The organism is Serratia sp. AR11, from assembly GCF_056376275.1.
This window is the reverse complement of record NZ_CM150739.1, coordinates 2538756-2552368: the sequence shown is the minus strand read 5'-3', so window position 1 is coordinate 2552368 and position 13613 is coordinate 2538756. Positions and strand designations below refer to the sequence as shown.

Annotated in this window: 11 protein-coding genes; 6 read left to right on the top strand and 5 right to left on the bottom strand. The window is 58.5% G+C overall.

The annotated features are described in order from the left end of the window. Window positions 1-56: 56 nt before the first annotated feature. The 5 genes from ACSOSI_RS12180 to ACSOSI_RS12160 all read right to left on the bottom strand — a co-directional run bounded on the left by ACSOSI_RS12180 (window position 57) and on the right by ACSOSI_RS12160 (window position 5779). Window positions 57-1097 (bottom strand): oxidoreductase, encoded by a 1041-nt coding sequence (locus tag ACSOSI_RS12180; RefSeq protein ID WP_012144979.1) that lies wholly within the window; start codon window positions 1095-1097, stop codon window positions 57-59. A gap of 81 nt (window positions 1098-1178) precedes the next feature. Then, entirely contained in the window at window positions 1179-2096 is a 918-nt protein-coding gene (gene araC / locus ACSOSI_RS12175; RefSeq protein WP_012144978.1) for an arabinose operon transcriptional regulator AraC, read from the bottom strand. A gap of 102 nt (window positions 2097-2198) precedes the next feature. Further along, window positions 2199-3182: an L-arabinose ABC transporter permease AraH gene (araH, locus tag ACSOSI_RS12170; RefSeq protein WP_012144977.1), complete on the bottom strand. Its 984-nt coding sequence runs from the start codon at window positions 3180-3182 to the stop codon at window positions 2199-2201. Between the two features lie 17 nt (window positions 3183-3199). Next, a complete protein-coding gene (gene araG / locus ACSOSI_RS12165) occupies window positions 3200-4735 on the bottom strand; it encodes an L-arabinose ABC transporter ATP-binding protein AraG (protein ID WP_017892700.1) in 1536 nt (511 codons plus the stop codon). Window positions 4736-4795: 60 nt separating this feature from the next. Continuing rightward, window positions 4796-5779 (bottom strand): arabinose ABC transporter substrate-binding protein, encoded by a 984-nt coding sequence (locus tag ACSOSI_RS12160; protein WP_012144975.1) that lies wholly within the window; start codon window positions 5777-5779, stop codon window positions 4796-4798. 361 nt (window positions 5780-6140) lie between these two features. Between ACSOSI_RS12160 and ACSOSI_RS12155 the strand changes: the two genes are divergently transcribed. The 6 genes from ACSOSI_RS12155 to rsxC all read left to right on the top strand — a co-directional run bounded on the left by ACSOSI_RS12155 (window position 6141) and on the right by rsxC (window position 13609). Further along, window positions 6141-7826, top strand: coding sequence for a ribulokinase (locus ACSOSI_RS12155; protein WP_476707155.1), 1686 nt, complete (start codon window positions 6141-6143; stop codon window positions 7824-7826). A 31-nt stretch (window positions 7827-7857) separates the two neighbouring features. After that, window positions 7858-9363 (top strand): L-arabinose isomerase, encoded by a 1506-nt coding sequence (araA, locus tag ACSOSI_RS12150; protein ID WP_017892697.1) that lies wholly within the window; start codon window positions 7858-7860, stop codon window positions 9361-9363. 159 nt (window positions 9364-9522) lie between these two features. Further along, complete coding sequence (locus ACSOSI_RS12145) at window positions 9523-9963, top strand: DUF2569 domain-containing protein (RefSeq protein ID WP_012144972.1); 441 nt, start codon at window positions 9523-9525, stop codon at window positions 9961-9963. A gap of 271 nt (window positions 9964-10234) precedes the next feature. Next, window positions 10235-10816 (top strand): electron transport complex subunit RsxA, encoded by a 582-nt coding sequence (gene rsxA / locus ACSOSI_RS12140; protein ID WP_004938443.1) that lies wholly within the window; start codon window positions 10235-10237, stop codon window positions 10814-10816. Continuing rightward, window positions 10816-11388, top strand: coding sequence for an electron transport complex subunit RsxB (gene rsxB / locus ACSOSI_RS12135; RefSeq protein ID WP_476707154.1), 573 nt, complete (start codon window positions 10816-10818; stop codon window positions 11386-11388). Before rsxA ends, rsxB begins: the two co-directional genes overlap by 1 nt. Then, a complete protein-coding gene (gene rsxC, locus ACSOSI_RS12130; protein WP_476707153.1) occupies window positions 11381-13609 on the top strand; it encodes an electron transport complex subunit RsxC in 2229 nt (742 codons plus the stop codon). Before rsxB ends, rsxC begins: the two co-directional genes overlap by 8 nt. Window positions 13610-13613 lie beyond the last annotated feature (4 nt).

Genomic DNA, 13613 nt, shown 5'->3' with positions numbered 1-13613 from the left:
CCTTCGAGGAGTAAGGCGGGTTCGGTCAGCCGAACCCGGATAAGAAAGCACGACGGTTAGGCTACCGGCAGCGCTCTTTGCTGTTTTGCCGATTCCAGGCCCAGTTCGATCAGTTCCATCACCTGGATGGCATCGGCGGCCGGTACCGGGTTTTCACCCACACCGTTAATCGCATCACGCACGGCCGCGTAATAGGCTGGGTAGTTGCCCGGAATACTCAGCAGCGGTTTTTCCGCCAGCACGCCATCACGTGACAACGTCACTACACCGTCGCGCATATCATAACCCCAGTCCGCCTGCGGCAAACGCTCACCTGCTTTTAGCCGGTCTTCCTGCGGATCCAGGCCAAATTTGATAAAGCTGCCCTGGGTGCCATGCACGATATAACGGGCGGATTCCGCCGCCGCCAGCATCGTAGCGTGCAGGACCACCCGACGTTTGCCGTAGTTAAGCACCGCGTGGAAATAGTCCACCGACTGCGCGCCTGGACGCAGTTCGGCCAAATCAACAAACAGCGTTTCCGGCTTGCCGAACAGTTGCAGCGCCTGATCGATCAGATGCGGCCCCAAATCGTACCAAATGCCGCTACCTGCGCCGCCCAACTCACGCCAGCGCTGACGCACTTCTGGCCGGAAGCGATCGAAATGAGATTCGAAATAAACCACCTCGCCGAGCGCGCCTTCTTTCAGCAGCGTCTTAAGCGTCAGAAAATCACTGTCCCAGCGGCGGTTGTGGAATACCGACAACAGCCGGCCGCTCTGCTCCGCCTGTTGTTTTAACGCCTGAGCCTGTGACAACGTCACGGTAAACGGTTTATCCACCACCACATGTTTACCGGCGGCCATGGCCTGCTGTGCCAGCGGGAAGTGGGTATCGTTGGGGGTAGGAATGACGATCAGATCGATAGAAGGGTCGTTAAACAGCGCCTGCGGATCGCTGACTACCGTCATCGACGGCCAGTCTGCGTGCACTTTCCCGGCATCGCTGCTGGAAACGGCGGCCAACTCTACGCCGGGAGTGCCAACGATCAGTGGCGCATGAAAGGTTTTGCTGGCATAGCCGTAACCGACCAGCCCAACCCGAAGTTTTTCTGCCATGGTGTTTCCTCTTACTGGCTCGCAATAGACCCATCAGATTTGACACCATGATGCAGGCGGGAACAAGAAGTAAATTTAATGTTAACTTGAGGCCGCCACATAAGGCTGTTCACGTTGATTTCTGGCCGGGTAGTTTATCTCCAGGCTGCGGCGGCGGAAATCGCTCGGGCTAACGCCCACCCGCTTGCGAAATACCCGGGAAAAGTACAGCTGATCGTCATAACCCACCACCCGACCTATGGTGGCGATCGACTCCTGCGTAGTCTGCAACAGCAGCTTGGCGCGGATCACCCGCTGATCTTCGCGCCAGCGCAGAATATTGATGCCCACCTGCTCGCGGAACAAATGTGCCAACCGCGATGGTGACAAACAGACATGCCGCGCCACCTCGTCAATCCGCAGCTCGCCGGCCAGGTTGCCGGTGATAAACTGGCAGGCTTCAATGACTCGCGGATCCATAATTTTCTGTGGGCTGAGCGGGTCTTCCTCCATCGCGCGCAATAGCAGACGCTCCAGCAGGTTCATCCCCAGCTCTTCGGCAAAGCGGCGACCGGAACGCTGAGTCTGTTCGATATTGGCGAACAGCCGATCGAACTCCAGTAACAGGTTATTGTTCGGCAAGGTCAGCCGCCCCACTTCATGGGTTTTGCTGTGCCATTCCAGCCAGTCGGCCCAGTAGGCGCGCGGACGGAAATACACCCAGCGGTGATACCAGCAGTCGCTGTCCGGCGAACGGCCGTAGTAATGCGCCGCTTTGGGCGGAAACAGCAGCAGATCGCCAGGATTGCAGTAAAGGGTATCTTCGCCGTCAAACACCTTGCCCTGGCCCTTGATGGTCAGGTTGAGAATATAGCCCTTCATGCCGCCGGGGCGGTCGATAAAGAAATCCAGCGGACCGTCCGCCATAATCGGCGTCAGCCCCGCCACCAGATAAGCGTTAAAGGTGTAACCCGGCAACAGCGGGTTCGGTTGCGGTTCCTGTGCCATGCGATGATACATCGGTCCTCCCGGCAATCTTATAGCTTAGATATCAATCCTAGCTTAGCGGCCCGGTGGATAACTGCCCGGGCCGATAACAGAACTGTGAACAGGGTTGGCAATTTAAACGCTGCGCTTGGCCTGCTGTTTGTAACGGTCGAAAATCACCGCCGCCAGCAGGATCACGCCGCGCACCACATACTGCGAGAACGGCGAGATATTCAGCAGGTTCATGGCGTTTTCCACCGTGCCCAGGATCAGAATGCCGGCGATAACGTAGGAAATTTTACCGATGCCGCCTTTCAGTGACACACCACCCAGCACGCAGGCGGAGATCACGATCAGCTCATAGCCAATTGAGGTCATTGGCTGGCCACTGGTCATGCGCGAAGCCAGAATGATACCGGCGGCGGCGGACACCAGCCCGGACAGCATAAAGATCACGATTTTGGTGCGTACCACCGGCACCCCGGCCAACCGCGCGGCCTCTTCGTTACCGCCAATCGCCAGCGTATTGCGGCCAAAGGTGGTCTTGTTGAGCAGGAAGCCAAACAGGATCAGACAGGCGACGGTGATCCAGATCGGCGCAGGCAGGCCCAGCCAGTTGGCGTAACCCAGGGCGAAGAAGCGTTCGTCCTCAATGCCCACCGCTTTACCGTCGGAGATAATGTAGGCCAGCCCGCGGAAAATCTGCATGGTGGCCAGGGTGGTGATCAGCGCGTTGATTTTCAGCCGGGCGATAACGAAACCGTTAATCAACCCGGAGACCATGCCCAGTAACAGACCGGCGGCCACGCCGATCCACAGGCTTTCGGTCATGTTGATCACCACCGCGGTGGTCACCCCGGCGCAGGCAATCACCGAAGCGACCGACAGGTCAAAGTCACCGGAGGCCAGGCAGAACAGCATGCCGCAGGCCACCATGCCGGACATCGAAATCGCCAGCCCCAGCCCTTTCATATTGATAAAGGAACCAAAGTTGGGCACAAACAGCGCACAGGCTAAAAACAGCACCGCAAACACCACCAGCATGCCGTAGCTGTCCCAAATTCGCGCCAGCCCCAGGCCGTTGCGTTTTTTCACAGAATGGGTCGTTATGGTCGACATCTCTTTCTCCTTCACAATCAGGCCACCGCCGCAGCGGCATCTGGGGCTATATCGGGGGTGCGCAGCATCGCCAGGCTGAGGGCTTTTTCCTCACTGGCCTCGTCATGCCGTAATTCGCCGGACAGTGCGCCTTCACGCATCACCAGGATACGGTCAGCCAGCCCCAGCACCTCTGGCAGGTCACTGGAGGCGAACAGCACCGCAATGCCGCGCTGCGCCAGTTGGTAAATGACGTGATAAATTTCATGCTTGGCACCGACGTCGATGCCGCGTGTTGGTTCATCGAGCAAGATCACTTTCATCTCTTCCGACAGCCAGCGGCCCAGAATGGCCTTCTGCTGATTGCCGCCGGACAAATTCATAATCAACTGCTCAGGGCCAGGCGTTTTGATATTCAATGCACGAATATGATGATCGGCATTGCTGGCCTCCCACCCTTTGTTGATCAGGCAACCGGCGCGCAGGCTGTTGCGCCTTGCGCTGATGTTGATGTTGTCACGCACCGAGTGCACCGGGATGATGCCGTCCGCCTTGCGATCCTCCGGGCACAGCATGATACCGGCGCGGATCGCGTCAATCGGTGAACGAATGGCGATCGCCTGTCCATCCAGCATCAATTGCCCGGCACTGACCCGTGTGGCACCAAAAACCCCCTTCATCAGTTCACTGCGCCCGGCTCCCACCAGGCCAAACAGCCCAACGATCTCTCCGGCCCGCACGCTAAGATCGATCGCCGTTTTGACGCCCGGTGCTTTCAGCCCCTTGAGCTCCAGACGCACTGGCCCCAGCTCACGTGGCTGGTAGCCATAGACGTCACCCAGATCGCGCCCGACCATCGCCTGCACCAACTGCGCGTTATCCACCTGCTGCATATCGTCAAAGGTGCGCACGTAGCGGCCATCTTTAAACACGGTAATGGCGTCGCTGAGGGCAAAAATTTCTTCCATACGGTGCGAGACATACAGGATCACCCGCCCTTCGGCACGTAATTCCCGGATCACCCGGAACAGTTGCTCAATCTCTCTGGCGGACAGTGAACTGGTGGGTTCGTCAAAGGCGATCACCTTGGCGTTGCGCGCCAGCGCCTTGGCGATTTCCACCATTTGCCACTGGCCGATCGACAGATATTTCAGCGGCGTATCCGGATCAATATCCAGGCCGAGGTGTTGGAGCTGCAAGCGGGATTCATAGCGCAGCAGTTTTCTGTCTACCAGCCCGCGTTTGGTCGGCAGTTGGCCGAGATAAATGTTCTCCGCCACCGTCATTTCCGGCACCAGATGCAGTTCCTGATAGATAATCGCCACCCCGGCATTCAACGCATCGGTGGTGTTGGCAAACTGCACCGACCGTCCCTGCAGCTGAATTTCCCCCTGGGTTGGCGCGTAATTGCCACTGAGAATTTTCAGCAGCGTGGATTTCCCGGCGCCGTTTTCCCCCATCAACGCGTGGATCTGCCCGGCCTGACAGCTAAAGCTGATGTCATCCAGCGCCTTCACGCCCGGGAAGGTTTTACCTATGCCTTTAAACGCCAAATACGGCAATGCGGCGGTCATGGTGTGCTCCTCCTGCAGTCAAAAATGCCGCCCGACAGAGTGCCGTGGGCGGCTCGCTTATTACATCAGGCCTTTTTTCTGCAGTTCGGTTTTAAAGTTGTCGCGGGTGATCAGCACCACGTCGGTCACTTCGGTGAACTTTTGCGGCTCTACGCCCTTTTCGACCCAGTCATGCAGCATCTGGATACTCTTGTAACCATGGATATCCGGGCTTGGCAGCAGCGAACCGTAGAAACCGGTGGCCTGTGCCTTGGACAGCTCGCTGACCGCATCCACCCCGTTGATGCCGATGCCGATCACGTTCGGCGCTTTGAAACCCTGGCCTTCGGTGGCGCGCACGCCGCCCAGCACGGTGTTGTCATTCATGCCGACAATCAGCCAGTTTTTCACTTCAGGATGCTGCACCAGCATTGAGTTGGCGGCGTCAAACGCCCCAGGGATATCGTTGGATTTGGTCGGCACGCGATAAATTTGTTTCTCCGGGAAGCCGGCCGCCTTCAGCGCGTCTATCGAACCACCGGTGCGACGACGTGCGGTGTCCAGCTCATCGGCGGTGATCGCCATTACCGCAGTGTCCGCTAATTTCCAACCGCGCTTATTCTGCTCTTTCCACAATTCCTGCCCCTGACGCTCACCGATTTTGGTGGCGGCCATCATAACTAACGGCACGCTGTCCATAGGTTTGCCCTTGGCGGTGACAAACTGGTCATCCACCGCAATCACTTTCAGGTTGTAACTGCGTGCCTTGGCGACAATCGCCGAGCCGAGTTTCGGATCTGGCGTACAGATAACAAAGCCCTTGGCCCCGCTGGCCGCCAGGCTGTCGATGGCATTGAGGGTTTTCTCCCCGTCCGGCACGGCGATTTTTATCACTTCAAAACCGAGATCCTTACCGGCCTTGTCGGCAAACTTCCATTCGGTCTGGAACCAGGGTTCCTCCGGCTGCTTGACCAAAAAGCCCAGCTTCATGGTCTCGGCGATAGCTGAATGTGACATAACGGCCGCCAGACTCAGTGTCACCAGCGCCTTAGTGAATTTATGCATGATGCTCTCCGCTATTTTGTTTTCTGTGGCGACGAAAGCCGCTCGCCGTGAAAACGTTATCATTAGGGTGTCTGCTGTCGGCGCGTCGCTTATCTCGCGACATTCACCCACAACAAGAGTAAGACGGCTTAAGTTTTAGCGGGTATTTGTTACTGAAATGTAGAGCGCTATCACATCCGTGGAATACAGCAGATATGTGCATATATTTAGCGAATTCCGCCAAGCGATAACTTATGACAGCCGTCACAAAACCACTGCGGGAAGCAGAAAAGTGCATACTTCCAGCTAACGGCTCCTCACCTGCCCACCGCTTCGGCTCCTATGGTTGTCACAGCGTATTAACACATCAGGAGTCAACATCATGACGGCAGGTGCTATTGCCCTGGGATTGGACTTCGGCAGCGACTCGGTGCGGGTGCTGGCGGTCGACTGCCATAACGGCGCGGAACTCGATACCGAAGTGGTCTATTACCCCCGCTGGCAGCGCGGCGAATTCTGTAACGCGGCGGAAAACCGTTTTCGCCACCATCCGCTCGACTATATAGAAGCCATGGAACAGGCGATCGTCACTCTGGTGCAGCGCATGCCCCCGCAACAGCGGCTGCAGGTGATTGGCATTGGCGTTGACTCCACCGGTTCCACACCGGCGCCGATCGACGAGCAAGGTCAGGTGCTGGCACTGCGTCCGGAATTTGCCGATAACCCGAATGCCATGTTTGTTTTGTGGAAAGACCACACCGCCATTGAAGAGGCTGACGCCATCAATCGGCTATGCCGCAGCGGCGAGTTTCCCGATTATTCCCGCTATATCGGCGGCGTTTATTCCTCTGAGTGGTTTTGGGCCAAGATCCTGCATGTCACGCGCCAGGACGCCGAGGTACGCCAGGCCGCCTCCTCCTGGGTTGAACTGTGCGACTGGGTACCGGCGTTGTTGTCCGCTACCACCGCGCCACATCAGTTAAAACGTGGGCGCTGTAGCGTCGGTCACAAAACGCTGTGGCACCCGGACTGGGGTGGCCTGCCGCCCAAAGCCTTTTTTGCCGCGCTCGATCCTCTGCTGGTTGAACACCTGCCCTGGCCGCTGTTTGAAGACTGCCATACCGCCGACCTGCCGGTAGGTACCCTGAGCACCGAATGGGCGGCACGCCTCGGGCTACCCACCACGGTGGTGCTGTCCGGCGGGGCCTTCGACTGCCATATGGGGGCCGTCGGTGCCGGTGCCCAGCCTTATACCCTGGTGAAGGTGATCGGCACCTCCACCTGCGACATTCTGATTGCCGATCGTCAGCGAGTCGACGGCCGCGCTATCGAGGGCATTTGCGGTCAGGTCGACGGCAGCGTAGTGCCGGGAATGATTGGCATGGAGGCCGGGCAGTCGGCCTTCGGCGATATGTATGCCTGGTTCAGCCGTCTGCTGAGCTGGCCGTTACATGCAGCGGCAAAAAACCAGCCTGAACTGCAACCGCAGCTACAAAAGATTGAAGCCGGTCTGCTGGCGGCACTGACCGATGCCTGGGTGGAAAACCCGTCACTGGATCATTTGCCGGTGGTGCTGGACTGGTTTAACGGCCGCCGAACCCCCTACGCCAACCAGCGGCTGAAAGGCGTAATAGCCGATCTGAACCTCGGCACCGATGCACCGACGCTGTTCGGCGGCTTTATCGCCGCCACCGCCTTTGGCGCCCGCGCCATTATGGAATGTTTTGAACAGCAGGATATTCCGGTCGATAACGTGCTGGCGCTGGGCGGCATTGCGCGTAAATCTCCGGCAATTATGCAGGCCTGCGCCGACGTGATGAACCGACCGCTGCAAATTGTGGCCTCCGATCAGTGCTGCGCGCTGGGTGCTGCCATCTTCGCCGCCGTAGCCGCCGGCCGTTTCATCAGCGTGCCCGAAGCCCAGTTCCAGATGGCCTGCGGCATCGAACGTACCCTGCAGCCCGATCCGCAGCGCGTCGCTCGCTACCAACAACTTTATCAACGCTATCAACAATGGTGCCAGGCCGCCGAGCCGCGCTACGCCCCGACCTCCGGTTCTGCAAATTAAGCCTATACCCAATACAGAGGAGTCTTTTTTAATGAATGCATTCAAGCAGCGCGAAGTCTGGTTCGCCATTGGCAGCCAACATCTGTACGGCCCGCAAACCCTGCAACAGGTCAAGGCACACGCCGAACAGGTGGTGGACAGTCTCAACCGCGAAGCCGGCCTACCGGTAAAACTGGTGCTGAAACCGCTGGTCACCACGCCGGATGAAATCACCGCCCTGTGTCGTGACGCCAACTATCAACCGCAGTGTATTGGCATCCTGGCCTGGCTACACACCTTCTCACCGGCCAAAATGTGGATCGCCGGTCTGTCCGTGCTGCATAAGCCGCTGTTGCAGTTCCATACCCAGTTCAACGCCCAGGTGCCCTGGGACAGTATGGATATGGACTTTATGAACCTCAACCAAACCGCCCACGGCGGCCGTGAGTTCGGCTTTATCGGCGCCCGTATGCGCCAGCAGCACAGCGTGATTGCCGGTCACTGGCAGGATCCCGAGGCACACCGGCGCATTGGCCAGTGGATGCGTGTCGCCAGCGCCAAACAGGCCGGCCAGCAGCTGAAAGTGGCCCGTTTTGGCGACAACATGCGCGAAGTGGCGGTGACCGATGGCGACAAGGTCGGTGCGCAGATCCAGTTTGGTTATTCGGTCAATGCCTATGGTATTGGCGATTTGGTCAGCGTCATTAACGAAGTCAGCCGTGGCGATGTAGATACGCTGATTGAAGAGTATGAGGCCAGCTATGTGCTAAGCGATGCGGCCAAAATCAACGGCGCAAAACGCGAAAACCTGACTGACGCGGCACGTATCGAGCTGGGCATGAAACGTTTCCTCGAACAGGGCAACTTCCAGGCCTTCACCACCAACTTTGAAGACCTGCACGGCATGAAACAGCTGCCGGGGTTGGCGGTACAACGCCTGATGCAACAAGGCTACGGCTTTGGCGGCGAAGGCGACTGGAAAACCGCCGCGCTGCTGCGCATCCTGAAAGTGATGGCCGATGGGTTACACGGCGGCACCTCGTTTATGGAGGATTACACCTATCACTTCCAGCCGGGCAACGATCTGGTGGTCGGCTCGCATATGCTGGAGGTCTGCCCGTCGATCGCCAAGGAGCCTAAACCGCTGTTGGATATCCAGCCGCTCGGTATTGGCGGCAAGGCAGATCCGGCGCGGCTGATTTTCTCTACTCCGGCCGGCCCGGCAGTCAATGCCAGCCTGATCGACATGGGCGATCGCTTCCGCCTGCTGGTCAATCAGGTGGACACCGTGGAACAACCGCATCCGCTGCCCAAGCTGCCGGTGGCGCGCGCCATCTGGCGGGCCCAACCCACGCTGGCAACCGCCGCCGAAGCCTGGATCCTGGCGGGCGGCGCCCACCACACGGTGTTCTCCCAGGCGCTGGACGCCGATATGCTGCGGCTGTATGCCGAAATGCATAACATTGAGTTCTTGCTGATTGACCAGGACACCACCCTGCCGGCATTCAAAAACGAGCTGCGCTGGAACGAAGCCTACTATCAACTTAACCGCCGTTAATCGCCCGGCTACCGGTGGCAAAATCGCCTGCCGGTAGCCAAACGTGCTGCCACGCCGCCTTGCTCCCGACCATCCGCTTGATATTGATGACGAAGCCCGCATTACCCGCTAAGCTATGCGGCTGTCACATTGGATCATGTCTTACCCAGGAAGCCGTTTATGTCTCAAGCTGATTACACCCGTATCGGCGGTTGGTTGCTGGCCCCGATGGCCTATCTGATTGTCACCCTGCTTAGCGCCAGTCTGATGCTGCTCCTGTATGGCATGGCGATTTTCGTGCCGGAATCGCGCGAATATCTGCTCACCAACGCCCAGGCGTTTAGCATGCAGTGGTATTTCTCGGTGCTGACCACCCTGGCGATGTGGTGCTTTACCCTGTGGCTGCTGTGGCTGTTCTGCCACCGTTCGCAGCGGTTCCCCAAATTGTTCCTGCTGTGGCTGCTGATTACCGTTTTGCTGGCGGTGAAAGCCTTTGCCTTTGCGCCGGTGCCGGATGAATTGGCGGTACGCAGTCTGGGCTGGCCACTGTTGATGGCCGCGTTGCTGGTGCCTTATATGAAGCGTTCCAAGCGAGTCAAAGGCACCTTTACCGAGAGCTGAACAACGTTGTACATAAATATGGCCCGTCGCCTTTCAAACCGCAGCGTTGTTACCTGCACTCGCTCACCCCAGTTACTTACTTAAGTAAGCGCCTGGGGATGAGCGAGCTGGGCGCCTAGCTGCGATTTGAAATTCATAGGGCTTGGTTGTGTAAATATTCAACAAAAATGGGCAAAAAGTGGCAAAAAGGGTAATAACCCTGCTATCCCTATGTTGTGGTCAGGCCGCCAATTCCCGATAATAGGCGGCTTTTATTTTTTTAGGCATCGCAATGACCGAATACCTGCTCCTGTTTGTCGGCACCGTACTGGTGAATAACTTCGTCCTGGTGAAGTTTCTTGGCCTGTGCCCATTCCTCGGCGTTTCCAAAAAGCTGGAAAGCGCCATTGGCATGGGGATGGCCACCACTTTTGTTATGACGTTGGCCTCGGTCAGCGCCTGGGTGATTAACACCTTTATTCTGGTTCCGTTGGATCTGGTGTATCTGCGCACGCTGTCATTTATTTTAGTGATCGCCGTGGTGGTGCAATTTACCGAGATGGTGGTACGCAAAACCAGCCCGGCCCTGTATCGCCTGCTGGGTATTTTCCTGCCGCTTATCACCACCAACTGTGCGGTGCTCGGCGTCGCACTGCTCAACGTCAACCTCGGCTACAATTTCCTGCAGTCTGCGGTATACGGCTTCAGCGCCGCCGCGGGCTTCTCATTGGTGATGGTGCTGTTTGCCGCCATCCGTGAACGTCTGGCGGTAGCCGATGTGCCTGCGCCCTTCCGGGGCTCTTCCATCGCACTGATCACCGCCGGGCTGATGTCGCTGGCCTTTATGGGCTTTACCGGGCTGGTGAAATTCTAATGACCGCGTTATGGATTGCGATTGCTGCGTTAAGCGCCCTTGGCCTGCTGTTCGGTCTGGTGCTGGGCTATGCCGCGCGCCGCTTTGAAGTGGAAGAAGATCCGGTAGCCGAACAGGTCGACGAGATCCTGCCACAGAGCCAGTGCGGCCAGTGCGGTTACCCCGGCTGCCGTCCTTATGCCGAAGCCGTCGCCAACGGTGAGATGATTAACAAATGCGCTCCGGGTGGCGAGCAGGTGATGCTGAAGCTGGCAGAATTGCTCAACGTCGAACCACAGCCGCTCGGTAGCGAAGCCGCCGTCGAACCTGTGCGCCAGGTGGCCTACATTGACGAAGCCAACTGCATCGGCTGCACCAAGTGCATTCAGGCCTGTCCGGTGGACGCCATTGTCGGCGCTACCCGCGCCATGCATACCGTCATTACCGATCTTTGTACCGGCTGCGACCTGTGCGTTGCACCGTGCCCTACCGACTGTATTGAAATGAGACCGGTCGCCACCACTACCGCCAACTGGAAGTGGGATATGAAGACGATACCGGTGCAAGTGATCCACGTGGAGCAACATGCTTAATCTGTTCGCCGCCTTCAAAAAAGACCGGATTTGGGATTTCGACGGCGGGATCCATCCGCCGGAAATGAAGACCCAGTCCAGCGGTGTCCCGCTGCGTACCGCCCCGCTGCCGGATAAGTTTATTATCCCGTTGCAACAGCATCTGGGGCCGGAAGGTGAACTGTGCGTCAAGGTCGGCGACGCCGTGCTGAAAGGCCAGCCGCTGACCGTCGGTCGGGGCCGTACCGTACCGGTGCACGCACCGACCTCCGGCACCATCAGCGCTATCACACCGCATATCACCGCTCACCCTTCCGGGCTGGCAGAACTGTGCGTGATTATTCAACCTGACGGCGAAGACCGCTGGTGCGAGCGTGCGCCGGTAGCCGACTACCGTCAACTGACCGCCAGCGAGTTGATCCAACGTATTCATCAGGCCGGCATCGCCGGGCTGGGCGGCGCCGGTTTCCCGACCGCCAGTAAGCTGCAGGGCGGCATGAACGGGGTGGAAACCCTGATCCTCAACGCCGCCGAGTGCGAGCCTTATATCACTGCCGATGACCGCTTGATGCAGGAACATGCCGATCAGGTGATTGAAGGCACGCAGATCCTGCGCCACCTGCTGCAACCCAAAGTCACGCTGATTGGCATCGAGGACAATAAGCCCGAAGCGATCGCCGCGTTGAAACTGGCGCTGCGCGGTCAGCCAGGTATTGCCCTGCGGGTGATCCCGACCAAATACCCTTCTGGCGGCGCCAAACAGCTCACCAAGATCCTGATTGGCAAGGAAGTACCGCACGGCAAGCACTCTTCCGCTATTGGCGTGCTGATGCAGAACGTCGGTACTGCCTTTGCCATTAAACGTGCGATTGTCGACGGCGAGCCGCTGATCGAACGCGTGGTGACTCTGACCGGTGAAGCTCTAAGCCTGCCGGGCAACCTGTGGGCGCGCATAGGCACACCGGTACAACACCTGTTGAAATTTGCCGGTTTCCAGCCTCAGGCTCAGCAAATGGTCGTGATGGGCGGCCCGCTGATGGGCTTTACCCTGCCCGCGCTCCACGTCCCCATCGTCAAGATAAGCAACTGTATTCTGGCCCCCTCGGTCAGCGAAATGGCACCACAAGAACAGGAACAGTCCTGTATTCGCTGTGGCCTGTGCGTTGATGCCTGCCCGGCGGGCCTGTTACCGCAGCAACTTTACTGGTTCAGCCGCGGCGAAGAACACGAAAAGGCCCGCAATCATAATCTGTTCGATTGCATTGAATGTGGTGCCTGCGCCTTTGTCTGCCCGAGCAATATCCCGCTGGTGCAGTACTACCGCCAGGAAAAGGCCGAGATCAAGGCCATCGATCTGGAAGCGGCACGCACGGCTGAAGCCAAGGCGCGTTACGAAGCCAAGTTGGCGCGTCTGGAACGTGAAAAACTGGCGCGTGAAGAGCGCCATAAGAAAGCGGCAGTCAAACTGACCGATGGCGACCAGGATGCGGTTCAGGCGGCCCTGGCGCGAGTTCGCAGTAAAAATGCTGTACCGGCGACCGGCACCATCAGCGGCGACGCACCGGACAACAGCGAGATGATCGCGGCCCGCGAAGCCCGTAAAGCGCAGGCCCGTGAACGACGTGCCCAGCAGGAAACCCCTGTCGTACCGGTAACGGCATCGGCTAGCGAAGATGAAGATCCACGCAAGGCGGCAGTTGCCGCTGCGCTGGCGCGAGTTAAGGCCAAGAAAGCGGCGCCGCAGGCCACAGCGGTGGAAACTCCTGCCGAATCACCCGCAGTGGTGACGGAAGAAGATCCACGCAAGGCCGCGGTTGCCGCTGCGCTGGCGCGAGTTAAGGCCAAGAAAGCGGCGCAGCAGGCCACAGCGGTGGAAACTCCTGCCGAATCACCCGCAGTGGTGACGGAAGAAGATCCACGCAAGGCCGCGGTTGCCGCTGCACTGGCGCGAGTTAAGGCCAAGAAAGCGGCGCAGCAGGCCGCAGCGGTGGAAACTCCTGCCGAATCACCCGCAGTGGTGACGGAAGAAGACCCGCGCAAGGCCGCGGTCGCGGCAGCCATTGCCCGCGCCAAAGCCAAGAAAGCGGCGCAGCAGGCCACAGCGGTGGAAACTCCGGCCGAATCGCCGGCAGTGTCGACGGAAGAAGACCCGCGCAAGGCCGCGGTCGCGGCAGCCATTGCCCGCGCCAAAGCTAAAAGAGCGGCGCAAAGTCTGACCACGGCGGATACGGATAAAGAGTGACGGT

Excerpts from the sequence above, each read along its gene's own strand:
- ACSOSI_RS12180 (WP_012144979.1), bottom strand. The coding sequence starts at position 1,097 with ATGGCAGAAAAACTTCGGGTTGGGCTGGTCGGTTACGGCTATGCCAGC.
- araC (WP_012144978.1), bottom strand. The coding sequence starts at position 2,096 with ATGTATCATCGCATGGCACAGGAACCGCAACCGAACCCGCTGTTGCCG.
- araH (WP_012144977.1), bottom strand. The coding sequence starts at position 3,182 with ATGTCGACCATAACGACCCATTCTGTGAAAAAACGCAACGGCCTGGGG.
- araG (WP_017892700.1), bottom strand. The coding sequence starts at position 4,735 with ATGACCGCCGCATTGCCGTATTTGGCGTTTAAAGGCATAGGTAAAACC.
- ACSOSI_RS12160 (WP_012144975.1), bottom strand. The coding sequence starts at position 5,779 with ATGCATAAATTCACTAAGGCGCTGGTGACACTGAGTCTGGCGGCCGTT.
- ACSOSI_RS12155 (WP_476707155.1), top strand. The coding sequence starts at position 6,141 with ATGACGGCAGGTGCTATTGCCCTGGGATTGGACTTCGGCAGCGACTCG.
- araA (WP_017892697.1), top strand. The coding sequence starts at position 7,858 with ATGAATGCATTCAAGCAGCGCGAAGTCTGGTTCGCCATTGGCAGCCAA.
- ACSOSI_RS12145 (WP_012144972.1), top strand. The coding sequence starts at position 9,523 with ATGTCTCAAGCTGATTACACCCGTATCGGCGGTTGGTTGCTGGCCCCG.
- rsxA (WP_004938443.1), top strand. The coding sequence starts at position 10,235 with ATGACCGAATACCTGCTCCTGTTTGTCGGCACCGTACTGGTGAATAAC.
- rsxB (WP_476707154.1), top strand. The coding sequence starts at position 10,816 with ATGACCGCGTTATGGATTGCGATTGCTGCGTTAAGCGCCCTTGGCCTG.
- rsxC (WP_476707153.1), top strand. The coding sequence starts at position 11,381 with ATGCTTAATCTGTTCGCCGCCTTCAAAAAAGACCGGATTTGGGATTTC.